This is a genomic window from Flavobacterium branchiophilum FL-15 (assembly GCF_000253275.1).
In the GTDB taxonomy this organism is placed as follows: Bacteria; Bacteroidota; Bacteroidia; order Flavobacteriales; family Flavobacteriaceae; genus Flavobacterium; species Flavobacterium branchiophilum.
In genome coordinates, this window is record NC_016001.1 from 3483988 (window position 1) to 3510195 (window position 26208).

Genomic DNA, 26208 nt, shown 5'->3' on the forward strand with positions numbered 1-26208 from the left:
AGGTAATAAAAACGGGATGTTATGAAAACTCGACTAAACAATGATGATAAATGAAAATAGTATTAGACAACATTATTTTTTCTAATGTAAATAATGGTGGCGTTTCAAATTATTGGTTTGAACTTATCAAATATATAGAGAATCAAGATATTGAAGTTACTTATATAGAAAATCAAAAAATGGAGTCTAATTTTCATAGAAGTCAATTGAATATTTCTAGTGAAAAAATATTTAAAACAAAATATCAAAAATGGAATAGGTTATTGCCAATAGATTATAACATTGAAGATGAAATCATATACCATTCTAGTTATTATAGAGCATTGACCCATGCTAAAAATGCTATAGAAATAACAACCGTACATGATTTTATACATGATTTTTTTTCTCCAATATACAAAAGAAAACTTCATAATTATATTAAATATGCTGCAATAAAAAGAAGCAAAGGCGTTATTTGTGTTTCTAACAATACTTACAAAGACATGCAACGATTTTGTCCAACAAAACCTCATCAACAAACTGCTGTTATTCCAGTTGGGGTTAGTGATGATTATTTTCCAAAAGAAAATACTCCACAAGATTTTGCCCAATTAAAAGAATGGAATATTGAAAAAAATGGATATTTATTGTTTGTTGGAGGAAGAGTTAATTATAAGAATTTCGATTATGTATTGGAAGTTATCAAACACACTCATTTCAAACTTGTTGTAGTTGGCGGTGGCCGTTTTAATAAAATAGAGTTGAAAAAAATGGCTTCAATATCTAGCGCTATTTTTCATTTGGATAATGTATCAAATACCCATTTGAACTTGCTTTATAACAATGCATTTGCATTGATTTATCCTTCTAAATATGAGGGGTTTGGCATTCCTATAGTAGAAGCCATGAAATCTGGTTGTCCTGTAATTGGTTTTAATCAACCCATAATTAAGGAAATTGTTGCAGATGCTGCTTTATTGCTTAATCATTTAGACCCATCGGCATACATTTATTTTGAAAATTTATTAAATAAACAAACGTATAGAAACGAAATAATAGCAAAAGGGATTGAAAATTCTAAAAAATACAGTTGGACTAAATGCAGTAAAGAGACTTTAGAATTTTATCAATCATTAAGTTGATGGTATTGATATTTATGGTTGAAATAATAAGTAAAAAATAGTAGGTTGAAAAAAAACACACCGTTTTGTCTGTAGAAAAAGTCTTCGGTAAAATTCAAAATAAAAATATTTAGCATGATAATAGAACAGAGTAACTGGTTGTATTTGTAAATAAAATTAGTAATTTTGAATACCCATATTAAATATATACACAGCCCTAAAAGGCCACTTGACAAAAGTATATAAAAGAAATAGTTGTGCGTTAATTTAGGATTTTTATAAAAATCGGAATCGTATTTGCTTTTGTAACAATCTAATAATTCCGTCTGAAGTTGGGCAAAACCAACACCAAATAATAAATTGGGTTTTGCAACATCTACACTACATTCAAAAATGGCTCGTCTGATGTTTGTAGAGTCGTAAGATTTTCCTTGAGGTTTAGAGCTATAAGACTCTACCAATTCTACAAACCTTTTTTCTACACCAGGAACATTATAACCAAAAATACCAAAACATGTAATGAATATAAAAAACACCAAGTATCGTAAATACTTGGTTGAATGAAGTTTAAATAAAATGATGTAAGATATTAAGATAAAAATAAAAATAATATTTATTTTGACGGATAACATGAAAGTGATAGTAATATAAAAAACAACGTATATCATTTCCGAATATTTTTTTTGGTAAATGAATTTTATAAATGAATTGAAAATACATAAAATTAATATCGATGTAAAATAAGTAGGATGTATCCTAAAAATTGGTATTTCGTTGTAAACAAAATTTCTAAATTTAGGAACTTTATAACTATATAAAAATAAATCGAAAAAACTATATTGATTTAGGAATAATACAATATAAGTAATACAAATAATAAGACAAACATATTTTAATAAATTCAAATATAAGGTAACATTTTTATTTGAAAAAAAAATTATAGGTATATTGTTAAAAATAAAAGGTATTAAAAAGAAATATAGTGCATTTTTAATAGGAGTTAAATCGCTGAAGTTGGTCATTCTGAATATACAAAAAATAAGAATTATCCAAAAAGGTATGCTGTATATAATGATATTTTTATCAAAATTAAATTGTTTTTTTTTATATTGAACAAAAAGACAAACTAAACTTGTGATTATGAAAATGGCATTGTTTATATTCTCTTTAAACAAAGGAAAACAAAAAAACAAGCAAAACAGAATAAATAAAAAATTATTAATAAAATTGTTCATGCTATAAAAAATATTAATACTTTTGCAAAGTTAATATTTTAATTTAAACAAAAAATGAAAAAAATAATTGGTTTAGTTTTATCTGCTTTGATAATTGTTTCCTGTGGAAAAGAAAAGAAAACAGACTCTGAACAAGAAACCCTTGAAGTGAGTGGGGATAAATTTACTTTAGAAATAGAAGGAATTTATGAAAAAGACGATAGTTTGATTGTTTTTTATGAAAACGAAGGTTTTTTTGTACATGATAAACCTACAAGTGTAAAAGTAAAGGGGTCTCCATTAAATCAAAAAATAATTGTGGATATGCCAAAAAATATTTTTCCAAGTAACTTTAAACTTACTGTAAGTACTAATAAAGATCAGAAAAATTTATTAATTTCAAATGTAACCATCAAAAATGGCAAGTTATTAATTGATGGTAGTAATGATAAATATTCTAAATTATTTGCTACTGATGAATCATTTTCATGGGATGAAAAAAATTCTAGATTTACATTAAACCATTCTAATAAATATCCGCCATCATTTATAGGAACAAAAGAGTTAATAGGTTTATTAGCCACCGAATAAAATACACCCTGTATAAATAGAAAAGCTGTTCATATCATAAATGAACAGCTTTTTTTGTATTATATCAAATTATAATTTTGTAGAATTCTTTTAAATCTGGGCTTTTCTAACATTTATAACTTCATAATATATTAGCCATATAAAGAAAAAGAATTCGGGCGGAAAGTAATGCCCGTCTCGAAATAGTTTTAATAAAATATAAATAATCAACCCTTGAGATAAATAAAATTTTTTGTTTAAAAAATACTTTTTGGAATGCCATAAAAACATAATTACCACAGATATTCCAATATAGCCCATTTCAGATGCCATTCTTGTAAATAATGAATTGGCATCGTTTGCATTTGTATCTGCTCTTTTCATGACATATAAATATTTTGGAGGTGACATTCTGTGAAAATAAACATTTTTATGAACATATACATGGCTTCCAATGCCACTACCAAATGGGTGATCCTGCAGGTTTTGATTGGCAATAAATACATTACTTAATAATGCATAGGAACTCAAATTTGTATATTCTTTAAATTTTCCGGTATTGACGGCATTTAACGACTCTATTGTATCATCAACTCTTAACTTAAAAAAATTATATTCATTGTAAATATATACAAAGGTTATTAAAATAAATGGTATCGAAATTAATAGGAATAATATTCTTTTTAATGAAATATTAGGTAAAATAAAAATTAAAGCTATCCCTAAATATCCAAGTGAGGAACTAGAAATAATTAAGGTTATAAAAATTATCAAAAACGGAATGTAGTTTTTTATTTTTAAGTAGTAATAACAAGCCGGAATGACTACAATGGCATAATGTGCTGGCTCTGTAAATATGCTACATAATCGCTGATCGCCCTGGGGATTAAATGAAATACCCATAAAATACATTGGATAAGCAATAATTGCTGCCCATAAACTCATTTTTAAGTATATTTGTTTTATAATAATAAAATCAAACATCGGAATGAAATTATAATAATAAACGCCAATGATAGATATGCCAATGATTTGAGCTAAAGCATAATTTGGAGGAATACCAATAATGATATTTGCAATCAAAGCGTGTATTAGAAGCGACACTAATACGATTAAAAAGTATTTATTAATATGTATGGTTTTATTTATTAAAAAAACCAAAGTATAATTTAAAATTATAATTAGGTATAATAATTTTAAATCTATAATAAAATGAAAAAAAAAGGCTTCGGTAAAAACTGCAAAAATAGATGAATACAATAAATATTGCTTTAAATTATAATTCAATTTTTTTGATACAACCATAGATGTGTATGATTAGGGAATATGTTATTATATTTTTTGCCATTGTACATGATAAAATCTTGTTTGTTTGAAGTTATCAATACCTCGTTGTCCGATAATGGTTCTTGTATAATGGTCGTTGAATTATTAACAAATATACAATTAATTTTATAATTAGTCCAAAAATAATTATATACTAACGGATATTCCCAATCGTTTAACCCAAAACCTATTGTAGATATCGCCCCTTTATCTAAATAGTTGCTTATTATATTATATTCTTTATATAAAAATAATTGGTTTGAAAAATATTTTTTATAGCGTGTATCGTTTATCTTTATATTCTTGGTAAACTTTAGGTTGGTGATTATAGGTCTTGTGTTGTTAAATAAGTAATAAAACCCAAAACAACAAACACAACAAAATAAGGTTATTGCTACTATAAATTTTTTATGTTTTTTTATGTTATCAAAATAAATAGAAACTAGCACTGCCGAAAATATAAACATTGGAATATGGAGTCTTGTGTGCCATGGTTGCCATTTTAAATATCCCACAAACAAGATTAATTGAAATAGTATTATTAACAATACTAAGATTTGAATTATTTTATAATTGTATAAATTCTTATATAATATGTATATAGAAATTAAAACTATAAAAAACAATTGTAAAGTATTTGGTACTAAATCTTCGTGTGTTTCATTAGATTTGGGACTCAAATATTTTGCTCCATAATAATTGGTGTCTGGACTATTAATATCCAATTCATATTTTTGATGATAACTTTCGATAAAATCATTATAATATGAAGTAAAAGGAGGTATAATATGCAAACCAATGTTTTTTAACAAATTTGAGGTAAATATTTGGATATTCATCTTGTCGTTTGAAAACATTTTGGATTCTACCTTGTCAATATTCAATATATTTCTATCTATATTATAATTTCTATAAAAATGATTAAAATTTAATATAAAAATAACGATAAAAGCAAAAAAAATGTTTTTAAATATAGCAATTTCTTTAGTTTTAATTATATTATGACATATAAAAAGAGCCAATATTACTATTATAGGAGCTATAAATAAGTATGCAGTACCTTTTGTAAAAATTGCCAATCCAATTGAGAGTCCAAGAAAAATAAAATTTTCAACATTAGATCGTAAATAAACACGTATAGAAAATAATGCTGTGGTGATAATAAAAAAACCACACACTATATCGTTTTTAGTTGTAGTAGCTTCTAGTAAAATGGATGGTGTGCTAATAAAAAAAACAATCCCAATTAATTTACTTAACCTAGTTGTATTTGTAATGTCTAAGAGGGTATAGAATGATACTGCTGTTAATAATAAGAAAAATAGTTGTACACTATTGGCTAAATAATCATTACCTTGTAATAAACAAACATGTAAAATAAAAAATTCACTAAAAGGGGGTTGATATAAATGCCTTAAAATATTGGTTTGAAAATGTGAAACAGATTCATTACTTATCCAAAACATTATACGTGACATGTGATAAGTTAATGAATCCCAGTTGTTTGGTGGATATATCAATCCTTGAAAGAGTAAGCAACTAAAAAAAAGGAGGATTAAAAAAGATATACGTTTTTCAATATTTGAAAATAATTTAAATTGGGCGTTTAAAAATTTAGGTAATTTTAAAAGTGATTTTGTTTTTATCAAATAAATTACATTTATGCCAGAAAATAGTAGCCAAAAAAATAATATTACTGTAAAATTAAGTAGGTTTAAATAACTTAATAATTCTGTAATAATTACTAATATACAAAAAAATAATAGGCTTGTTTTGATTATAACGTCTATACATTTCTCGTTTTTAAAAAACTGAAAACCCGAAAAAAGTAATAATAAATAAGATATGTATATAAGCATAAAATTAATTTTTAAATTCTACATTTATTTCTTAGAAACATTTATCACGGAAAGCCCAATTTTATTGAAAGTAATATAATCTGCAAATTTGAATATTGGGACTAATAGATTGAATATACCCATTTGACCTTCTGGAATAGTTTTTTTCTTTAAGATATTTCCAGAAAAATACCAACCAAAGATACCTATAAAATTAAAAGAAAACGTATGTTGAATTGTTAAGCCATTTTTTGAAATTATTTTTTTTAAGCTATTTGGAGTATATCTTCTAAAGTGTTCTAACTCAACATCAAACGAGTTGAAAAGGGCTTGATAAGCTGGGACTAGAATGATCAGTACACCATTTGCTTTTAGTAATTTTTTACAATTCTCAATGGCTTTTTCGTCATTTTCTATATGCTCTACTACGTTTAAAGCAAAAACTGTATCAAACGTTTCTAAATACTCTTTATACTGTGAATCAAAATTTGGATGAACCAAATCAATCTTTACAATTGGGTTAGTATATTTTTTTTTTAGGATTTCGCAATAATTTTCTCTTAAATCACTTAGTGTAATATCATATTTATCTTTAATAAAATACTTAGAAATATTACCTATACCACTTCCTATTTCAAGTATTTTGCCTTTACAATTTTTTTTGATGGTATGATACATCCATTCGTTAAATTTATCTGCTTTTTCTATCACGTTTAGTGTGATATGTCCTTCTACATCTATTTCTTTTATATTATGCTCCATCTTATTTTGCTTTAAATAAACCATATTTTATTATACAATATATTGCTCTAAAACCATCTTTCCATCCAATTTTTTTACCCTCTTCATAAGTTCTACCATAATAAGAAATGCCAACTTCGTAGATTCTAATTTTGGGTATTCTAGCTATTTTGGCTGTTATTTCAGGCTCAAATCCAAATCTATTTTCTTTTAAAGATAAGGACTGAACAATTTTGGTGTCGAATAATTTATAACAAGTTTCCATATCTGTCAAGTTCAGATTTGAAAACATATTGGATATAAAAGTCAAAAATTTATTTCCAATTGTATGCCAAAAAAAGGAAATTCGATGAGGCTTTCCTCCCATAAATCTACTACCATATACAACATCTGCAAAACCATCTACAACGGGTTTCAACAACAAATTATATTCTTGTGGATCGTATTCTAAATCTGCATCTTGAATTATTAAAAATTCACCCGTTGCTTTTTTTATACCCGTATGTAATGCTGCTCCTTTTCCTTTATTTTGATGATGCTTGTAGTATTGAATATTCAACTCAGCATTGTTTTTAATGTAAGATAATACCGCTTCCTCAGTATTGTCATTAGAATAATCATTAACTATAATTATTTCTTTTTCTATTCCTGCTATAAGTTGAGTTTCTTTTAACTTATTCAAAATAATATGTATTGTTTTTCCCTCGTTGTAAGCGGGTATAATTACAGATAATTTGTGCATCATAATTTATCTTTTTTATAAAAAATCCCATCTACCTCTAGTTGTTTTCCGGTTGAATGATCAAAAAAACCATTTTCTATGGCTAATAGTTCAAATCCTAATTGTTCTATATTTGATTTCATTTTTTCAAATGTTATTGTCCCTTTATAACTTGGTATCAATGACATTTCTATTTGTATTCCTTTTATTTTATTTAAGGAATTAGTAGCTCCTTTCAATACAAATTCTTCGTATCCTTGAGTATCTATTTTCATATAAATATTGTTACCACTTATATTTAAACTTTCAAAAATAGTATCTAAAGTTTTTACTTCTATTGCTTCTTTTTCTATGAATTTTGCTTTTGGTGCTGCCTGTGTTAGCAACGGCAAGTCATCAAGCATAGAGCTACTTACAGAATTATGTGAAATATTAATATAGGTTTTTTCGTTTTTATCGCCCAAAGAATAATTATAAACACTCCAATTTTTACTTTGTTTTGCGTTTTTTTGCAAAGTTTCAAAAGCTTTTTGAGTTGGTTCAAATGAAATGATAGCTCCTTTGTAGCCCAAACTCCTCATCAAACATCCATATTGACCAATATTTGCACCAATATCTAGTATTACATCTATGTTATGGTACTCTAATAATTTAATTCTTCTTACTAATTCATCATTTGGATATTTTATTACATCTATATGAAACAAGCTATTTAAACTTCTTTTTACTTTAAGCAAAAAATTTTTATTTTTGTATAAAAATGAATTCATTTATTCCTTATAATTATTAATTAAATTTTGTCTAATATATTGTAACAGTATTTTGGTATTAAAATAGCCCAAATTATACTAATGATTACTGAAGACAAAACTACACTATTTATTCCAAATTTTAAATTAATTAAAACTAAAGTTAATGGAATCTTAAAAAACAACCCTATTATTAGTAAAATCATATAATAATTAAGTTTGCCAATTCCGTTCAAAAAATTGCTGTAAAAACTAAAAAATATTCGCAATGCGGTGAGCAATGCTACCCAAATGATCAAACTCGATGAAGTAGTCAAACTATTTCTTGTCCATAATTTTAAAATATAAGGATATAAAAAACCAGCAACAACAATACACAACACCATGACAACAAATAGTCTATTGAATAATTTAAATTGTTTTAATAATTTTTTTTGTTCTTTTTCTAAGTAATTTTTTGTAAACATACTCCAAAGAGGCGAAAATGCAGCAATAATTATCATTAATGGAAACTGAAAATATTTTGTAACAAAATCATACGCTGCAATATGATTTGGTCCAAAATAATAGGAAATGATATAACTATCTATTGTAAAAATAAATATCATCGAAAGTTGGATAATCATATATTTTGTTCCCAATTTGATACTTTCTAAAAATAATTTTTTTGGAAAATCACCTTTTATAAATAGATTCATTTTTTCGATTATAAAAAATCGTATGGTAAAAAATAAATTTACTATAAAGCAAAAACCGCCATTGATAATTGTTATTGCTATTAATTTATTTGAATATGAAATATTTTTGTAAAAATGATGTAAAAAAAACAATAATATCATAAAGCCAAACTGATTGATGAATATTGAAAGTTCGGCATATTTACCTTTTAAAAATGCAACATATAATGATTTATGAATGTTTGCTATAAAATTTAGGCAAAAAAATAAAAAATTTAGTAGAAATAATTTTTTTAAATAATTTTCAGGATAGATATTTAGATTGAAAATGGTTCCCAAGTGATTTGTAAACACAAAAAAAGTAAATATTAAAAAAAGTAATAGTGCAATATAAGCCGATGTTTTGTAAGTAGATTTGATGTATAACTGTAATAATTTTGTATTGCCTTCTAATATCAAATGGGGTATTTTTGTTTTTAGTGCACTTTGAATACCAAAATCCATCAATAAAACCCATTGAAACATTGTAAATACTAAATTCCAAAGACCATAATTTTCTTTATCCAAATATCGTAATAACAAACTCATTGAAACAAACAATGACAGTCCTGATAGTGATTTATAAAATCCACTTAACACAATATGATTGTTTTTTAAACTAGATAATGTAAAATATTGTGTCATGTAAAAGCTTTAAAAAAGAATGCAAAGTTATTCTAATTTTTTGTTATTTTTGTGCTGTTTTTAATAAATAATCTATTCTGAATGACCTATCAATCTGTTTCTATTTTAGGGATACCTTTTTATAAAGGCAAAGCCAATCAAGTGTTTGATTTATTAAATACGAGCGGAGGCCTGCTTACGGTGCCTGCAGCTCCTGGACTTGCCAATATTCCAAACGATGCCCACTATTATCAGGCCTTGCTCCATTCGGATATTATCATTCCAGATAGTGGTTACATGACCCTGATTTGGAATCTTTTTTTTAGTCCAAAGCTTCACAAAATTTCTGGATTAGAATTTATCAACTATTTTATTGACAATATTTCGAGTTTGAAAAATAAAAAAATATTTTTGATCAACCCTTCAGATTTGGATGGTCAAATCAATCAAAAATATTTTGGAAGTCTTGGCCATACCATTTCCGACCAGAATGTATATACGGCTCCTTTTTATGAACAAAACACTCATGATGAACAGTTGTTAAATCAAATTAATTTACAAAAACCAGACTGGATTATTATTAATATTGGTGGCGGTACTCAAGAAAAATTAGGCCTTTTTTTAAAACAAAATTTATTTTACAAACCAGTCATCATTTGCACTGGAGCTGCTCTTGCTTTTAAAACAGGGCGTCAAGTTCAAATCCCAAAATGGATAGATTATATTTATTTAGGTTGGTTACACAGATGTATTTCAAGCCCAAAAAACTACATCCCAAGGTATTGGAATAGTTTTAAATTGTTCTTCTTGCTAATTAAATACCAAAACAAACCTATCACCGATATTTTTTAATTACTAACGCTTTTTTGGTAATTATTTTTTGTGCATGATCTCATCATACCAAATTTATTTAGATAGAGGGTAACACCCCCAACTGTAGGGCTTTTAATATCAAACCTGCTGTGCTTTTGATTTGAAGTTTTACAAAAATATTTTTGCGATGGGTTTCTATCGTATGTTTGCTGCTATTGAGCCTATTTGCAATTTCTTCTGTGGTTAGTTCTTGGGCTATTAGTTTGATAATTTCTTTTTCTCGTGGGCTTAATATATTTTTATTAAACTCAAATGAATTGGTTTTTTTTTCAATATGCCAAAAAACTTTTTGGTTTCTATGCACAATGTCTTCGATGGCAGTTATCAGTTTGTCTTTTTCTGTTTCTTTTAATAAATAACCATCTATGTCTTCGTAGGTTTGTAAATTTCCAAACATACTAACAACTAAAATTTTAATACCTACATGTTTGTTTTTTAGAGCCTTAATAAATTCGATGCCATTCATATTGGGCATAGAAATGTCTGTTATGATAATATCGGGCAAGTCTAAAGCTATTTTATTGAGGGCCAGCTGGGCATTGTTTACAGCAAAAACTATTTCAAAATTGCTTTTTTGAGACAATACCGAAACCATTCCGTCTAAAAACATTTGATGATCGTCAACTAATCCAATTCTAATATTCATGTTTCTTTGTTTGTTTTTATCTAAGTTAGAAAACATCAATAATGACACAAGTTCCATGCCCTAGTTCAGATTCTATGGTCATTTGTCCATTGATGCTTGTAAGTCTTTCTTCTATATTTTTTATGCCTATACCTTTTGCTTCATGGGTTTCAAATCCTATCCCATCGTCTTCAACCATAATATTAATTCGGTCGTTGTGTTGGGTAATCGAAAGGCTAACATGTTGTGCTTGTGCATGTTTTTCGATATTGGATAGCAATTCCTGAAAAATACGATACAAATGATGGACCGCATCTGAAGGTAACGCTAAAAGAATGTCGTCTGGAAAACAATAAACATCAATTTGAAAAAGACCCCTGTTTTGGTAATTATCACGGAGCTCACCTAGTAAATTTTCCAATGTACGATTGGCAATATAATTAGAACTCAAATTGTGCGATATGGCCCGTAACTCGCCAAATACTTTTCCAATTTGTTGGATGGTTTCATTCAAATGAATGTCTGGATTTTTAGACTGCAAACTAGACAATTGCAGCTTTATGCCGGCCAACTCTCCTCCAACACCATCGTGAATTTCTTTGGCAATACGGTTGCGTTCTTGGTCTTGCCCTTCTACTAAACCCAAAACGTGTTTCAACTCCCTATCCTTTTCGAGTTGTTTTTTTTCTTGTTCGGCTAAAATTAATTCGTTTTTGCGAATGATTTTTTGAGTACGAATGCGGTTTCTGTAAAAAACGATGACTACAATAATGCCTAAAAAAAGTAAAAATGCGAGTCCAATAAACCCCCTTTTTTTATTACTTTCTATCACTTTTTCTTTAGACAACAAATTGATTTTCAGGTTCTTTTTATCTACTTCATATTTGGTAATGATATCGTCAAAAGCCTTACTTTTTGCTACGCTAAAAAGGCTGTCTTGCAATTCATAATGTTTTTTTTGATAACCTAAAGCCTCTTTGTATTGCCCTACTTCAGTATAATACCCAGAAATGGCTTTATACAAACTGGCTTTTTGCTCTTTGTTAAAACCTTTTTGGGTGAGAGCCAAAGCTTTTTTGTAATACTTTATAGATTCGGAATATTTTTTTTGACTTTTGTAAATGCCTCCTAAATTAAAGTATATATAAAAGTACTTATCTTTATTATTTAGAATTTTGGCTAACTTTTCAGCTTTTTTGATACAATTTAATGCTTTTTCAGTTTTTTGCAAATCATATTCATCTATATATATAGTACCTAAATTAATCAAAATATCGCATTGAGTATTGACATCGTCCAATTCTTGTGCAATTTTATAGGCTTTCAAATGATGCTCAATAGCCAACGGTCGGTTTTTATCACGTATCAAACCACCAACATTAATATGAATAGCCAACAAATTATCTTTCAGGTCGTTGTCTCGGGCTATTTTTTCGTTGGTTTTATAATATGACAATGCTTTTAGAGTATCCTTTTTATAACTATATAATAATCCTAAATTGATATAAACATCACTTAGATGTTTAGTCAATTGGTGAGCAGTTGCAATTTTTAATGATTGAATCATTTTTTTTAAAGCGTTTTCATATAATCCCTTATCCATATCTATATTTCCTAACTGATTATATGCACCTGCTAAAATTTTATAATTCTTTGATTTTAAAGCGTATGGAAGTGATTTGTAAAAATAAGCTGTTGCCAGTTTAGTGTCAGATTTCATCGTGTAAAAATAAAATCCCATATTATAATTACATCTCGACAACAAAAAATCGTCTTGCAAGGATTGACTTTCTGATAAAGCTTGTTGGATATATTTTAAGGCTTTATCGGGGTTAGAATTGATATTGGCCGCAAACAAATCGATCAGTTGGCTTACATGTGCCTGTTGGGTTTGAGGATATAACAAGGTGCTATAGCCCAAACCAAACATCCATGCAATAAGATACAATGGTCTGTTGGATATTCCCAAAAAAGCGTTTTGTTTCAAAAACATTTTCAAAAGCATAAGTTGATTATAACACGTTATAAAACACGAGCCTTTTTTGGGGTAAGGCTTTTTTTTATCATCAAAAACAAGTGCAGTAGGATTCCTTGTTTTTTTAAAAGTCAAAAATAATAAAAAATACCTGTTTTATGGTATGTTTTTAAAAGTAATTGTAAATTAGCTTTGTCAAATCATTAAAGAATTGTTTTTATGAACACTTTTAAGTATATTTTTATTTTATTTTTTACAAGCTTTGTAGCTCAAGCACAATATGTTGTAGCGGGATCATCTCCTGTTACAATAACCTTTACAGCCGATTATTTTAATGCCTCTTTTTATTTTCAACAAGAATTAATAGTTACTAATTTGCAAGACGTTGCTATAAGCGGATCGTTCATTGCGGAAGAAGGGGTATATATCAAGCCAATGACCAATACTACCATCCTATTGGTACCCACTACTACAACTAGCGGAAGCCCCCACAGTAATAACGACAATTCGCTAACAGAAGTGGGAAACGGAACTATAATTGCGAAAAAAGGTGGTTCAACAGGAAAAGTAACCATTTTCCCAAATCCTGTACAGGCTAATTTAAGTTTTAGTTTGGACCACGAATTTGTGGATCGATACGAAATTTATGATGCCACGGGCCAAATAATAACAAGTCAAACTATAGTTCCTACACAATCCAATACAATAGCAGTTTATACTTTGCCTAGCAATGCAACCTACATTTTAAAGCTCCATTTAACCAATAATACCTACCTTAATGTTCAATTTATTAAAAATTAAAGAAAATGTTTAGGTATTAATAAGTAGAATTTTTAAAACCGAAACCCATATCGTTCCGCTCCACAATATAGGAGCGGCTCGGTATGACAACATTACAAAATTAGAGCGATACCCGAAAAGCTTAAAAATAGAGTAGGGACAACTAAAAAAAACAAAACAATGAAAAAATTAATTTTTACGGCAGCACTTTTGGCTGCGGGAATGACTTATGGACAAATGGCCACTCCAAACGGAACAGTAACCACCACAACGAATCCAACAACCGGAAATGTGGGTATAGGTACTACAACACCAACACAAAAATTAGATGTGGCTGGTTTTATTCATGCAAATGGATTAGAAATAGGGAAATTAAATGAGGATGGGATAATATACCTTAAAAGGGCATTAGATGGTAATAGTAATGGTATTATTAATGTACAAAATGGTAATACTCTCAATATTCATCAAGGGGGTGGATTAGGTTCAAAAATAGTTATGAATACAAACGGTATTGAGTTAAAAACTGAAAATTCGTTAAGTCCATACAATATTGATACAAGGTTAATTGTAAAACACCATACAGGTAATGTTGGAATTGGTACATTAGACCCAAGTGCAAAATTAGATGTTGTAGGCACTACCAAACTGAATGGACAAGTTGGTATAGGACAAACTTTTGGTTCATTTCCAACAACAGCTGGAAGTGTAGATGTTTCAAATTATAAATTATTTGTAAATGGTGGTGTTTTGGCAAACGAAATAAGAGTGCGAACAGGTTGGGCAGATTATGTTTTTGCAAAAGATTACGCATTAAAACCTATTGCAGAGGTAGAAAAATTTATTGCTTCAAAAGGACATTTGCCAAACGTTCCTTCGGCTGCAGAAGTAGCAGATAGTGGCATCAATGTTGGGGATATGGCACGTATTCAGCAAGAAAAAATCGAAGAACTGATGTTGTACATCATCCAACAAAACAAACGTATTGAAGCACTTGAGGCAAAAGTAAACCGTCAATAAACATAAAACCAACTTTATGCAATAGAATAGAAAGTAATTCTATTTATTGACTTATAAATTTACATAAAAAATTTTATCGTAATAATTTTATTCCTTTTTTCAAAGGGACAGGGTATTTTTTAACCATTTTAAAAACAAATAAAAATGAAATCTAATCCAATATACACCATCATATTGTTGTTGCTAACCACATTTGGTTTTGCACAAAACAACGAAATAACAGGTACTTTAACTTTACCAACAGTCAATAGTATAACCCCCATAGCTTCAAATGGCAAAGTGCTTACATTAGACAATTCGGGCAAAGTAATTTTAGCCAATACCAGCAGCGGCACTGGTAATGCTACAAACGTTTATACCATAAAATCCATCAATTCGCCTGCTATTTTAGGGGCCAATATAACGGTTGATAATACTAATACATTTCTAAATGATGCCATAAACGCTGCTATAAATGATACCATTAATTTTAAATACAAGAAAATTTATATCCAAGAAGGGAATTATAAAATGAATGGAAGTGTAATTTTAAGCAATAAAAAAGGGATTACTATTGAGGGAAGTGGAAACAGTACTATTATTACACCTTTTACAAATATGGATATGGGTTTAGCCTTTTTCAAAGTAGAAAATAATAGTTATTACAATACCATAAAAAACCTATGTCTTGTACCAGAAGTGTTTAACGGCCAAGTTTCTACTGCAAAAATAAATTCATGTATAGAATTAAAAGACGGAGATAAAAATATATTTGAAAACATTTTAATTGGTCAAGTAAATAATGATGAAGGTGTGGTTAATAGTTATTATTGTATGACTTCACCAACCCCTATACACATCATCGCTCAAGGAGAGGCAGACTTTAATACTTTTAGAAACATCAGCTTCAAAAGAAGTTTAGGAGGCATAGTTATAAATACATCTCTAGGGGCTTTTAACGGTAATACTTTTGAAAACATTAGTTTTGACAAAGCAACTGTTGGTATAGAATTCGTTGATAGTGATCCTGCTGATCTTTCTTTTAGACCAAATGATAATATTTTTAATAAAATAAAGTTTCAAACAACAACTAACCCTAGTAGTGATTTAGTATTAATTGACCAACTAACAACACATGTTGTAAAAAATGTTATAGGCAGAAATAATACATTTAGAGATTTCGATATTTTTGACTGGAAAGAATCCTCTCCAAATAATAAATTAACGTATGTTATTAATGTAAGTGAAAATGCTGATAGGACTGTTATTGAAAATTTTGATACAGAAGGCCGAACTAATAATGGTACATCAGAAACTAGAGATAAATATTACAAAGACGAAGGACATCATACGCAGTTTATTAATAATGGTATTGGTAGAGGTGGAACAGATAACATACTTAGAGGTATAAATGATTATTATATAGAAGGAGTTGAAAGAACAACTTATCCAACCTCACTAAATGATACTAATAAAAATCATTTGGCGTTTAAAAATTTTGGAAAAGTATTGATACAGAATAATGAGAACAATTGGGGTAGTTCACAATTAACATTTCAAAATTATGAATTTTTTACTATAGGGAATAACACAAAAACACCTAAAGATGATAATATTTATAACGGAATAAGCAGGTTAAATATAAATGGAACGAAAGTGTTTTATGGAACAAGTATAAATACATTATTTAGCAAAAGAGGAGTATTAGGAATTAATTGTGAACCTGGAATCTCAACAGATTCTGAATTATCTACATTTAATCCAGATCCTTGGAACGAGTATGTTTTTAGAGTTAATGGTAATATTTCACTCCGTAATTTAGCAAGCACTAAAGAACTTTTATATGTTAATTCAGCTACAGAAAGTATTTTAATTGGTGCAAATAGTGTAAATGCAAAGTACATATTAGAAAAAGCAGAAAATGCGGGATATAATCTTTTAGTAAATGGCAAAGTAAAAGTAAAAGATGAAATATTAGTAAGCAATGTTGGATGGGCTGATTATGTATTTAAAAACGATTATAAATTGCAGTCGCTAGCAGAGGTTGAAAGTTTTATCAAACAAAATGGTCATTTGCCTAATATGCCATCGGCTCATGAAATAGAAACAAACGGATTGCCTTTAGCAAGTATTAGCACCAAACAACAAGAAAAAATTGAAGAGCTCACGCTGTACCTAATCAATCAAAAGAAAGAAATTGACGAGTTGAAAAAATTAGTTCAACAACTTGTTGCAAATACCCCACAAAGATGAAAACTATATTAATATTTGCCTTGTTTTTTGCGCTACAAATCATGGCTGCTCAACCCGAAACTTTTTGTTCTCCAGCACCAGTAAATGCCAATACCGCTGTAGCTATTTCATTTTCGGCAACAAATGTCCCTGTAAATAATGGTAAGTATTACACCAATCAAGCCATTACTACTACTGGAACGCTAAATGTAACAAATAATAAGTTTTATTCAGCAACAAAAGTAAGTCTTACAAATGGATTTAAGGCTGTTCCTTTGGTTACAGGTAAGTTTATTGCAGCTGTTGGGCCTTGTAATAATGTTTCTTCTAAGGAAACAATTGTAACAGATACAATAATTGCTAAACCCGCCATAGAACAAGTGGCTATAAGTGAGGTAGATGTTGTGCTGTTTCCCAATCCTGCCGATCAATTTTTGAATATCAATCTAGGTAATATTGACGCAAATAGGATAGCAATAATTGGAATTGATGGTAAAATAATTTTTCAAAGAAGTATAGATATTTCAGACAAAACAGTAACTATCGACGTTGGAATGTTGGCAGAGGGAATTTATAATTTGATTGTTTCAAGTGATAACAATGTTGTAACTAAACATTTTGTAAAATCAAAATAAAGACCAACTTACTGCATCATTACTTTGAAGCGGGTGTCCTAAAAAGTTGAATTTTCAAGGCTTTATATTTTTATCTCATTACTATTTTAGTGTTTTAAATGTATAAAAATGAAATTTTAACTTTTTGGGACATCTTTTTTTTGTAAAAAACAAATTACACCAAATGTACAATATAAAATAGCCCAATCTATTGGTTCTTTTTTGCTAAAATGAGTCAAAAAATATAGTTTCGTAGCCCAGCTATGCAACGATTTTTTTTTAATTTTTTTCTAAAAAATAACAACGCATCTTTGGACTATTTTATAAATATATTTGGTATTAAAAAGGTTTGTTTTGCAATATCCAATTATAAGTAATATTAATACCCTCCTCTAACGAAGTTTGGGCTTTCCAACCTAATTGATTGATTTTAGAAACATCTAAAAGCTTTCTTGGGGTTCCATCGGGCTTGGTTGTATCAAAAATAATGTTGCCCGTATAGCCTACAATTGTACTTATTATTTGTGCTAGTTCAAAAATGGTTACATCTGTTCCGGTTCCAACATTTATAGTATCTTCGCTTTCATAGTGCTCCATCAAAAAGCAACAAGCCTCGGCCAAATCAGATACAAAAAGAAATTCTCTCAGAGGTTTTCCTGTTCCCCACAAGCTAACTTCAGGAACATGATTTTGTTTGGCTTCGATAAATTTTCGCAACAAAGCAGGCAAAACATGCGAATTTTGAAGGTCGAAATTATCATTTATACCATATAAATTAGTAGGCATTGCCGATATAAAATGGCAACCATATTGTTTTCTATAAAACTTACACATTTCAATTCCAGCAATTTTTGCAATCGCATACGCTTCGTTTGTGGGTTCGAGGCTTCCTGTAAGCAAATATGTTTCTTTGATGGGTTGAGGAGCTAGTTTTGGATAAATACATGAACTGCCCAAAAAGAGTAATTTTTTTACTTGATTTAAATAAGCAGCATGTATAACATTATTTTGAATCATCAAATTATCATATAAAAAGGCAGCTGGATAAGTATTATTTGCTAGAATACCACCCACTTTTGCTGCCGCCAAAAATACATACTCTGGCTTTTCAGATTCAAAGAAATCTAAAACTTGTTGTTGGTTTCTTAAATCTAATACTTTGGAATTTTTCTCTATAATATTAACAAATCCTTTTGCTTTTAGGTTTCTAACAATTGCAGATCCTACCATTCCGTTTGATCCTGCAACAAATATTTTAGCAGTTTTAGTAAACATTGTTTTTATATTGGGTTACATATTCTAGGTCGTGTTGCATCATAATTTGAACTAATTTTTCAAAAGATGTTTTGCGTGGATTCCAGCCCAATTGTGTTTTGGCTTTATTTGGATTACCCAAAAGGGTTGCTACTTCAGCTGGTCTGTAATATTTTGGATCAACCTCAATTAGTGTTTTTTGTGTTTTGGAATCAATTCCTTTTTCGTTTGCTCCTTCGCCTTGCCATGTTAAGGTGATGCCAATTTCGTTGAATGCTAATTCGCAAAATTCTTTTACACTATGTTGTTCTCCAGTAGCAATTACGTAGTCTTCTGGACAATCTTGCTGGAGCATAAGCCACATACACTCTACATAATCTTTGGCATAGCCCCAATCTCTTAAAGAATTTATATTACCAAGATACAATTTTTCTTGCAATCCAGCAGCAATTCTGGCTGCAGCAAGTGTAATTTTTCGTGTAACAAATGTTTCCCCTCTTCTTTCGGATTCATGGTTGAATAAAATACCATTTACTGCAAAAATTTGATAGGATTCTCTGTAATTTTTTGTAATCCAATACGCATACATTTTCGCTACTCCGTAAGGAGAACGAGGGTAAAATGGGGTTGTTTCTGTTTGAGGTATTTCTTGCACTTTACCATATAATTCTGATGTTGATGCCTGATATATTTTGGTAGTAGATTCTAATCCACAAATTCTGATTGCCTCTAATAATCGAAGTGTACCAATAGCGTCTGTTTGTGCCGTATATTCTGGCAATTCAAACGAAACTTTCACATGCGATTGTGCTGCTAAATTGTATATTTCATCCGGTTTTAAAGCTTGTATTAGTCGAATCAAATTCGTAGCATCGGTCATGTCTCCATAATGAAGTTTTATTTTTTGTTGTGCATGCAAATCTTTGATAAGATTATCAATATATAAATGTTCTATTCGCTCCGTGTTAAAGGTGGAGCTTCGACGGATAATTCCATGAACTTCATATCCTTTTTCCAATAAAAATTCGGCCAAATAAGATCCATCCTGTCCATTAATGCCCGTTATCAATGCTTTTTTCATGCTGTCATTTTAAAAAACACAAAGCTACTATTTTAAATGATTGGTTGTTGTATTTTTATTTCACTTTGCTAAAAAAATTAAAAAAGGGATTTGTAAGTTTTATCGTTATTGTAATGCTGCTTTTTAAAAACCTTTACAAAAACATCAAATTTTATAATTCTTGAATCTGCCAAACGAATGAAACCGCTATTTTATAAACAAGTATTGGGTATTATTTCACATTGTTCATAAAAATAACCGTAAGATTTTTATTTGTTTTTGATTTAAAAAACCATTAAGTAAGATTGAGGTGATAAGTCATCATTTTAGTCCTTTTTACATCTATTTTGATTTCAAACATTAAATAACGTTCTTGTTTCTTGATAAAAAGCCAGATGCTATTTTTGAAAATAAGTTTCCAATTCGTAAGGATTTGTTATTTTTGATATAATTTTAAGGTTTTTATCCATCAAAATATAGGTTGGTGTGGCGTTTAAGTAATAGTCTTTTGCGGCTTGGCTATCCCAACCTTTTCCGTCACAAAAAGTAATAAAAGGAGCTCCTTTATAATAGGCTTCAAAAGCTTTGACATCAGTATCAATCGATATATATATAAATTCAATATCTATTTGTTTTTGCAATCTGCCATAAATACCTACCAATGAAGGATAATTTGATTGACAATTTGGACACCAACTCGCCCCAAATATTACAAATTTGTAGGTGTTTGATAGGTTTAATAAATTTTTATTTTCAGATAAAATGATGTTTGGAGCAGTATTCCCAATAGCTAATTTTTGATATTGTTCAAAGATACTTTGGGTTTTGACATCTAAATTACAATTTGTTTCGTTTAACATAGCTAATGCTATTTGCGAAGCAGGTGCTATGTATCCTTTTTTTTCTAACCAATTAAAACAAAATGTAGCTATTTCTTGTTTTCGAAGTGGGTCTGTTTTTAAGTCATCCAACCAAACTTGGTTAGCTATTATTAATTGAGCACTAAGTGATGTACTAGGAAATACTTTTTCTAACATTTGATAATAATTAACAAGCCATTCTTTAATTAGTCCAGAATGCCATATTTTATTGTCGTTAAAATGGGTCTGTTTATAGCATGTAGCCAATTCAGAGTTAATATATTCGGTTTCCGTTTTAATATTTTCAATAGCTGCAATACATTTTCTAAATTTTATATAACTACTTACATAAAGTTGTGGGTTTATTTTCTTATAAAAATCGGTTATTTTTGTATTCTGAAATGCAAGTTCGTCTTTTAACCATTTTTTTTGTGCTTCCGTATCTTTATATAACGGTAATAAATAAGAAAGTGCGGGTATTTTTTTTTGAATATCTTGATTTAGAGCAATCGCTTTTTCAAAAAATTCATTTTCTGTTGAATTTTTAAATTCAAGTGTTTTAAAATCGGTAAGGTCATCCCATTTTATTTCAATATCTTCACCCGCTAACAAAACGATGATATTGGAAGCTCCTTTTGATTTTAAAATGCTCGAACCAATATAGTCTTTCGGATATTTCAAAATAAAATTTCCATCCAAATCGGTATTGGTTTTAGCTAGTTCATATTCTTTTAATCCGTCAAATCCCCAAAGGCTTATGTCATTAGATAGTACTTTTGAAAAACGACCTTTGATACTTTGAGCTTTTAGATGAGCCGAACACAATAGTAAAAAACAGATAAAAATTCTCATCTTTAATTTTGTTTTAGAATAGACGCCAAATTTACATAAAACTATCTGTTTCTGAGCACAAATAGCCTGTATAAAAAAGGCTCCATTAAAAAAAATTAATAGAGCCTTTTTATAAAAAAATGATATTAATATAGCACTACCATTGCTTTGTTGCAGTACTTAATGTTTGAGCATAAAGCGTAAACGGAGTTGGATATGCAGAGGCAAATGAATTTGAATTAGAATTTGAATTATAACTTGTCCCTGTTCCAATAGGATATGTTTGTACTTGTCCCAATTGTGCTATATATATTGCAAAAAAGGAGTCTGATCCAGCTGCAGTTTTAGCAGTTGGTCTTTTGAATACAAAATAATAATTAGTACTTGCATTTCCAGATCCTGTAGAAGGGGTTGTCCCTCCATAATTAGTATATCCAGAAATATGAGTTGCACTTGTTTTTAATTGCATTCCCGCCATAGAGGTTACTGAACTACTCCATGTTCTAACCTGAAATGCCATGATGTAGTTACTAGCAGGTATTTTAGTATTACTATTACTATTTGTTGACAATGTATTATTTCCTGAAAAACTTTGTGGATTTGCTGAGTCTGTTGCAATAGTAGCATCTGATAATCCGCTTTTTCCAGCTCCTAAAATCAAAGCAATTTTATCATATTCAGATTTGGTTATGGCTACTGCATTATCAATAGCAGCAGCATCATAATTGGTACAACTTGTGCAACCCGCTTGAGCTAAAGCTCCTCTAATAGCATCAAAAATGGGAATGGTACAACCGCCTGCAAAAGCATCTACCGTAATATCGAAAACCGTGTTGCTAGTACCTGTAAATGTTCCCGTAAAACTATAAGTCATATTGCCCGATGCAGCATAAGTGCCCGAGTTTCTGGTAAATGTGATGCCATTTGCAGTAATGGTTTCGGCAGGGTAGTTTTGTCCTGTATTACCCGCAGTATATGGAATTGCAATTGTTCCCGTGTAGGAGTTGCCATTTGTTAGTACCCAGTCGTTTGTAGAAACAATAGTATTTCCACAACTGAAAGTAGCCGCTGGATCTACAGTACGTGTAAACGTACAAGACTGCCCACCAAAGGTTAATGGAAAACTGGCTGTTCCTGGGCCACTTGGGGTTCCAGTGATACTAAATACTAAGTTTCCTGAGGTACCAATTAGTCCAGGTGCAAGTGTTGCAGTAAGCCCTGTTACTCCAGTTGAATTGACCGGTACTTGATTGAATTTTCCGCTATTTCCACCAGAATATGGTACAGAAGTAGTTAAATTGCTAAGTGCCAATCCCATTTTTAGAGTTCCTGTGTGTGTAGCTCCAGCACAATTTAATGTAGTAACCGTAGCTGCTGGAGTGTTGTCTTTTATACATCTAATGGGATACCCATCTCCTTTAAGTCCGCTACTAGTTTGTGTACCCGCATTATAAATTCTCATTCGCATAGCTCTAAATACTTCTACTGCGTTGGTATTACTCCAATAAAAAGTTTCTTGTCCTTCAAAATCTACTTGGCCTGTTGATGAAGTCCGAAATCCTGGTATGGTAATTTTTAAGGTAGCAGCGGCAGCGGTTGTGTGGTTATTAATGTTTGCCGCTGTGATATAGTTAGACCACTCCGTTAACGAAGGTACTCTAAATCCATAAGGGCATGGATTATTAGTACTAGTTTCGCTGGCCCAAAGTGTAGTTGAAGAGTTCACCCTCCAGTCATCTTTTTTAATAAAAAGTGCATCTGTAGGTGCATCATTTTGTGTTAAAGTTTCCCCATTTACTTGTGCTGCTAAGGTAGCAGTAGTATAAGTTATTAAATCATGTCCATCGCTTGGTCTTCCCCATTGGAACATATTTCCATAAGCATTTGTATCTGTTCTAGAAGTAGCTTGTCCATTTGGATTAAAACTTGCACTATTTACATTGGTATAATTGGCTCCCAAATTGTTATTCAACCAAATATTACCATCTTCAGCTTCTATTGGCAAATACAAAAATTGGTGTCTGTTTTCGGTTCCTGCACCTCCATTGTCGGCCAAACCAAATTTCTTATCTGGAATACCTGAAATTGCACGAATACTAAAATAGGAGTTACTACCGAAACTGTCGTATGGATAACTAAATGTTCCTAATAAAATACCTAAAACATCGTCTCCAATACCTCCATTTATATCCAATTTTTTGATGTTAAGTGTACCGCCCACAGCTTTTATGGTTGCAATAATACTTTTAGTACTAGTAGTATAAGATTGTGATGCCCATGACAAATTTAAATCTCTGCTTATACCATCTTCTGTTAAACTAGCATCAATTGTAATATTTGTACTATAAGCAGGTAATGTACCAGATCCAGTAGCTGAAATAGGTATTTTATAAGTAAATCCAGAAGTTGTAATAACACCTTGAACATCAACTGCAACAGCTTCATTGGTACCATCTGCTGCAACCGCAGTGGTTACAGCCGCAGAGGTAGGACTTGTATAAGGCAAATAATCTTGATCAAATGCCGATGCTATAAAATAGGAATAGTCCTGACCAAGTGTAAGAGTAGCAGGAATATCAATAACCGGTTTCTTTTTAAAAACGGGTATTGGGGTTCCTACTACTTGTCCTATTGCTACAACCGTTTGTAGGAGTAGCAATAAAACTGTAAATATCGATTTGAGATTTTTCATCTGTTTCTGTTTAATTTTATGATTACAATCCAGACACCCAAGATACATAAACATCTGTTCCTACTACCAAAAAGTTGTAAAGAGTATGTTTACTTGCGGTTGTTGCACCGTTGTCAGATGGCAAGTGAACCGTCAATGTAGTGCCTGCAATATTTGTTGCTGAAAATGTTGATGTTCCAGAAGTTGCTCCTTTTACTACTAATGTATATGAACCACCATCTTTTAAATTTTGTAAAGTAAAAGCTCCAGCACTTGCTGTAGTTCCAGCTAGGTTACTTAATGCAAAATTAATAGTTGTACCTGTTGCAGCAATTGATGATGTATTGGTTGCAGCACCATTCACTTCTAATTTTGTTTTAGGATCAGTAGTTCCTATACCTGTATTACCTGTTACCAAATCAGAATAAATAATCGTAGAATCATCTGAGTAGTTTCTTAAAGCAAATGCACCCGACCCTGCTGCTAATTTTGCCCACGAACCAGTAGCATTACCAATGGCAATATGACCAAAATTAGTTAAAGTTTGGCTACTTGTAAATCGTGCTACTTCTTTTACAGCAGATTGTACATCCAATTTTGCATTAGGTGTTGCAGTAGTAGCATTGGTTTGAAGCAATCCAATCCCTACATTTCCAGAAGGTGCAATTCTCATTACTTCCGCCAATCCAGAAGTTCCACTTGTCGATGCTTTGAAAAGAATTCCTAAATTGTTTGTAGCACCTGAAGGAATTAATCCAACATAATCATTATTTCCGCCATTAACTGCATAAAAATTTTCAATAACTGTACCATATTGTGTTTCTAATAACACTCCATATTTTCCTCTAATGGTACCATTCACGTCCAACATTTGAGCTGGAGTTGTAGTGCCAATACCAACTCTTCCAGACACTGCTTTCACAGTTAATCTAGCCACTTGAGTATTGTCTGAAGCGGCAGTACCTGTTGTCAATTGCAAATCCATTAGACCTGTATTGGCAGATCCAGATGGCAATATACTTCGAATACCTGTAAACCAATCTTTTGAATGCCCTAATTTAATTTGAGCCGCCATAACATCTGATGTAGGTGGAACCGTAACATTTGAAAATAAACCAAAATCCGCTGCATTGGTACTTGTTATAACAGTCAATGCTTCACTAGGATCTACAGTTCCAATACCAACTTTTCCTGCCGAAGGATTCAATGCCAAAGGCAAACCAGTTGCTCCAGTTTTATTTTGAGACTGTATATAAGCTCCATAAGGCGAATTGGCTAAAACTCCAAAATCCAATGCGTGGTTTGAACTGCCATCTACTCTTAGTATAGCATTAGTAGCATCCACATTTTGAGCAGAAGGCTGATTGTTGGTTCCTTTTACAACTAGTTTATTCAATGGAGATGTTGTTCCCATACCTACATTACCTGTAGATAATACAACAAGATCATTGGCTTGTTGTGCAGTTGTAGGAGTTCCCGAGCTTGCATTATCTTTGCCTCCATCGACATTGAAAATGCCTTGCGGATTGGTTGTTCCAACTCCAACTTGTGCATATGTTCCTGCTGCTGTAAGCAGTAATAGTGATAATAGTAATTTTGGTTTTTTCATTTTAAAAAAAATTTAGCGATTATAAATTATGGTTTTTTGATAAATAATTATCGTTGTTTATAAGGTGTCTATAAAATACACCTCGAATTAATTAATTTTATTATATGATATTTAATTTCGTATATTCACAACAAACTACCTACTTATTGCTTTTTAATAGTAGTCATAGTAGCTCCTTTTTTAGTTATAAAAATATACGAATATAGCGTCCTTTGCTAAAGTA

General features: G+C 30.2%; 21 protein-coding genes. 7 read left to right on the forward strand and 14 right to left on the reverse strand.

The window, feature by feature from the left end:
- The first annotated feature begins 50 nt into the window (after nucleotides 1-50).
- On the forward strand, nucleotides 51-1124 hold the full coding sequence (locus tag FBFL15_RS15290; protein WP_014085410.1) for a glycosyltransferase family 4 protein: 1074 nt from the start codon (nucleotides 51-53) through the stop codon (nucleotides 1122-1124).
- Here the strand turns inward: FBFL15_RS15290 and FBFL15_RS17170 are convergent.
- Nucleotides 1109-2338 carry an O-antigen ligase family protein gene (locus FBFL15_RS17170; RefSeq protein ID WP_014085411.1) on the reverse strand — a complete coding sequence of 410 codons (1230 nt, stop codon included), beginning with the start codon at nucleotides 2336-2338 and terminating at the stop codon, nucleotides 1109-1111. The genes FBFL15_RS15290 and FBFL15_RS17170 overlap by 16 nt on opposite strands.
- A gap of 54 nt (nucleotides 2339-2392) precedes the next feature.
- On the opposite strand from FBFL15_RS17170, the gene FBFL15_RS15300 reads away from it, so the two are divergent.
- Nucleotides 2393-2908, forward strand: coding sequence for a hypothetical protein (locus FBFL15_RS15300; RefSeq protein ID WP_014085412.1), 516 nt, complete (start codon nucleotides 2393-2395; stop codon nucleotides 2906-2908).
- Between the two features lie 90 nt (nucleotides 2909-2998).
- Here the strand turns inward: FBFL15_RS15300 and FBFL15_RS15305 are convergent, their stop codons facing one another.
- From FBFL15_RS15305 to FBFL15_RS15330, 6 genes are all read right to left on the reverse strand, one after another.
- The gene (locus tag FBFL15_RS15305) at nucleotides 2999-4174 is read right to left on the reverse strand and encodes an O-antigen ligase family protein (RefSeq protein ID WP_014085413.1); all 1176 of its coding nucleotides are present in this window, start codon (nucleotides 4172-4174) and stop codon (nucleotides 2999-3001) included.
- Nucleotides 4171-5691, reverse strand: coding sequence for an ArnT family glycosyltransferase (locus FBFL15_RS15310; RefSeq protein ID WP_158309111.1), 1521 nt, complete (start codon nucleotides 5689-5691; stop codon nucleotides 4171-4173). The genes FBFL15_RS15305 and FBFL15_RS15310 overlap by 4 nt, the downstream gene beginning before the upstream one ends.
- A gap of 405 nt (nucleotides 5692-6096) precedes the next feature.
- Nucleotides 6097-6837 (reverse strand): class I SAM-dependent methyltransferase, encoded by a 741-nt coding sequence (locus FBFL15_RS15315; RefSeq protein ID WP_231847474.1) that lies wholly within the window; start codon nucleotides 6835-6837, stop codon nucleotides 6097-6099.
- On the reverse strand, nucleotides 6815-7537 hold the full coding sequence (locus FBFL15_RS15320; protein WP_014085416.1) for a glycosyltransferase family 2 protein: 723 nt from the start codon (nucleotides 7535-7537) through the stop codon (nucleotides 6815-6817). Before FBFL15_RS15320 ends, FBFL15_RS15315 begins: the two co-directional genes overlap by 23 nt.
- Nucleotides 7534-8250, reverse strand: coding sequence for an FkbM family methyltransferase (locus FBFL15_RS15325; protein WP_068801160.1), 717 nt, complete (start codon nucleotides 8248-8250; stop codon nucleotides 7534-7536). Before FBFL15_RS15325 ends, FBFL15_RS15320 begins: the two co-directional genes overlap by 4 nt.
- 53 nt (nucleotides 8251-8303) lie before the next feature.
- Nucleotides 8304-9623, reverse strand: coding sequence for an oligosaccharide flippase family protein (locus FBFL15_RS15330; RefSeq protein WP_014085418.1), 1320 nt, complete (start codon nucleotides 9621-9623; stop codon nucleotides 8304-8306).
- Between the two features lie 81 nt (nucleotides 9624-9704).
- Here FBFL15_RS15330 and FBFL15_RS15335 point away from each other — a divergent pair, with 81 nt between their 5' ends.
- Nucleotides 9705-10454: a WecB/TagA/CpsF family glycosyltransferase gene (locus tag FBFL15_RS15335; protein ID WP_014085419.1), complete on the forward strand. Its 750-nt coding sequence runs from the start codon at nucleotides 9705-9707 to the stop codon at nucleotides 10452-10454.
- A gap of 58 nt (nucleotides 10455-10512) precedes the next feature.
- On the opposite strand, the gene FBFL15_RS15340 is transcribed toward FBFL15_RS15335, so the two are convergent.
- Nucleotides 10513-11121: a response regulator transcription factor gene (locus FBFL15_RS15340; protein ID WP_014085420.1), complete on the reverse strand. Its 609-nt coding sequence runs from the start codon at nucleotides 11119-11121 to the stop codon at nucleotides 10513-10515.
- A gap of 25 nt (nucleotides 11122-11146) precedes the next feature.
- Entirely contained in the window at nucleotides 11147-13093 is a 1947-nt protein-coding gene (locus FBFL15_RS15345) for an ATP-binding protein (protein WP_158309112.1), read from the reverse strand.
- A gap of 201 nt (nucleotides 13094-13294) precedes the next feature.
- Here FBFL15_RS15345 and FBFL15_RS15350 point away from each other — a divergent pair, with 201 nt between their 5' ends.
- The 4 genes from FBFL15_RS15350 to FBFL15_RS15365 all read left to right on the forward strand — a co-directional run bounded on the left by FBFL15_RS15350 (nucleotide 13295) and on the right by FBFL15_RS15365 (nucleotide 17721).
- Nucleotides 13295-13876 carry a T9SS type A sorting domain-containing protein gene (locus tag FBFL15_RS15350; protein ID WP_014085422.1) on the forward strand — a complete coding sequence of 194 codons (582 nt, stop codon included), beginning with the start codon at nucleotides 13295-13297 and terminating at the stop codon, nucleotides 13874-13876.
- Nucleotides 13877-14035: 159 nt separating this feature from the next.
- Nucleotides 14036-14875, forward strand: coding sequence for a hypothetical protein (locus FBFL15_RS15955; RefSeq protein ID WP_014085423.1), 840 nt, complete (start codon nucleotides 14036-14038; stop codon nucleotides 14873-14875).
- A 144-nt stretch (nucleotides 14876-15019) separates the two neighbouring features.
- A complete protein-coding gene (locus tag FBFL15_RS15960; RefSeq protein WP_014085424.1) occupies nucleotides 15020-17107 on the forward strand; it encodes a hypothetical protein in 2088 nt (695 codons plus the stop codon).
- On the forward strand, nucleotides 17104-17721 hold the full coding sequence (locus FBFL15_RS15365) for a T9SS type A sorting domain-containing protein (RefSeq protein WP_014085425.1): 618 nt from the start codon (nucleotides 17104-17106) through the stop codon (nucleotides 17719-17721). Before FBFL15_RS15960 ends, FBFL15_RS15365 begins: the two co-directional genes overlap by 4 nt.
- 318 nt (nucleotides 17722-18039) lie before the next feature.
- On the opposite strand, the gene fcl is transcribed toward FBFL15_RS15365, so the two are convergent.
- The 5 genes from fcl to FBFL15_RS15390 form a co-directional block, all read right to left on the reverse strand.
- On the reverse strand, nucleotides 18040-18975 hold the full coding sequence (fcl, locus tag FBFL15_RS15370) for a GDP-L-fucose synthase (RefSeq protein WP_014085426.1): 936 nt from the start codon (nucleotides 18973-18975) through the stop codon (nucleotides 18040-18042).
- Complete coding sequence (gene gmd, locus FBFL15_RS15375) at nucleotides 18965-20035, reverse strand: GDP-mannose 4,6-dehydratase (RefSeq protein WP_014085427.1); 1071 nt, start codon at nucleotides 20033-20035, stop codon at nucleotides 18965-18967. Before gmd ends, fcl begins: the two co-directional genes overlap by 11 nt.
- 377 nt (nucleotides 20036-20412) lie before the next feature.
- Nucleotides 20413-21726 (reverse strand): TlpA family protein disulfide reductase, encoded by a 1314-nt coding sequence (locus FBFL15_RS15380; RefSeq protein WP_014085428.1) that lies wholly within the window; start codon nucleotides 21724-21726, stop codon nucleotides 20413-20415.
- Between the two features lie 136 nt (nucleotides 21727-21862).
- A complete protein-coding gene (locus FBFL15_RS15385) occupies nucleotides 21863-24397 on the reverse strand; it encodes a fibrobacter succinogenes major paralogous domain-containing protein (RefSeq protein ID WP_014085429.1) in 2535 nt (844 codons plus the stop codon).
- A 22-nt stretch (nucleotides 24398-24419) separates the two neighbouring features.
- Nucleotides 24420-25985, reverse strand: a complete 1566-nt coding sequence (locus FBFL15_RS15390; RefSeq protein WP_014085430.1) for a hypothetical protein — start codon at nucleotides 25983-25985, stop codon at nucleotides 24420-24422.
- Nucleotides 25986-26208: the final 223 nt, after the last annotated feature.

Bases quoted from the DNA above. Each gene is read 5' to 3' on its own strand.
- FBFL15_RS15290 (WP_014085410.1), top strand. From the start codon at position 51: ATGAAAATAGTATTAGACAACATTATTTTTTCTAATGTAAATAATGGT.
- FBFL15_RS17170 (WP_014085411.1), bottom strand. From the start codon at position 2,338: ATGAACAATTTTATTAATAATTTTTTATTTATTCTGTTTTGCTTGTTT.
- FBFL15_RS15300 (WP_014085412.1), top strand. From the start codon at position 2,393: ATGAAAAAAATAATTGGTTTAGTTTTATCTGCTTTGATAATTGTTTCC.
- FBFL15_RS15310 (WP_158309111.1), bottom strand. From the start codon at position 5,691: ATGTCACGTATAATGTTTTGGATAAGTAATGAATCTGTTTCACATTTT.
- FBFL15_RS15315 (WP_231847474.1), bottom strand. From the start codon at position 6,837: ATGGTTTATTTAAAGCAAAATAAGATGGAGCATAATATAAAAGAAATA.
- FBFL15_RS15320 (WP_014085416.1), bottom strand. From the start codon at position 7,537: ATGATGCACAAATTATCTGTAATTATACCCGCTTACAACGAGGGAAAA.
- FBFL15_RS15330 (WP_014085418.1), bottom strand. From the start codon at position 9,623: ATGACACAATATTTTACATTATCTAGTTTAAAAAACAATCATATTGTG.
- FBFL15_RS15335 (WP_014085419.1), top strand. From the start codon at position 9,705: ATGACCTATCAATCTGTTTCTATTTTAGGGATACCTTTTTATAAAGGC.
- FBFL15_RS15340 (WP_014085420.1), bottom strand. From the start codon at position 11,121: ATGAATATTAGAATTGGATTAGTTGACGATCATCAAATGTTTTTAGAC.
- FBFL15_RS15345 (WP_158309112.1), bottom strand. From the start codon at position 13,093: ATGTTTTTGAAACAAAACGCTTTTTTGGGAATATCCAACAGACCATTG.
- FBFL15_RS15350 (WP_014085422.1), top strand. From the start codon at position 13,295: ATGAACACTTTTAAGTATATTTTTATTTTATTTTTTACAAGCTTTGTA.
- FBFL15_RS15955 (WP_014085423.1), top strand. From the start codon at position 14,036: ATGAAAAAATTAATTTTTACGGCAGCACTTTTGGCTGCGGGAATGACT.
- FBFL15_RS15960 (WP_014085424.1), top strand. From the start codon at position 15,020: ATGAAATCTAATCCAATATACACCATCATATTGTTGTTGCTAACCACA.
- FBFL15_RS15365 (WP_014085425.1), top strand. From the start codon at position 17,104: ATGAAAACTATATTAATATTTGCCTTGTTTTTTGCGCTACAAATCATG.
- fcl (WP_014085426.1), bottom strand. From the start codon at position 18,975: ATGTTTACTAAAACTGCTAAAATATTTGTTGCAGGATCAAACGGAATG.
- gmd (WP_014085427.1), bottom strand. From the start codon at position 20,035: ATGAAAAAAGCATTGATAACGGGCATTAATGGACAGGATGGATCTTAT.
- FBFL15_RS15380 (WP_014085428.1), bottom strand. From the start codon at position 21,726: ATGAGAATTTTTATCTGTTTTTTACTATTGTGTTCGGCTCATCTAAAA.
- FBFL15_RS15385 (WP_014085429.1), bottom strand. From the start codon at position 24,397: ATGAAAAATCTCAAATCGATATTTACAGTTTTATTGCTACTCCTACAA.
- FBFL15_RS15390 (WP_014085430.1), bottom strand. From the start codon at position 25,985: ATGAAAAAACCAAAATTACTATTATCACTATTACTGCTTACAGCAGCA.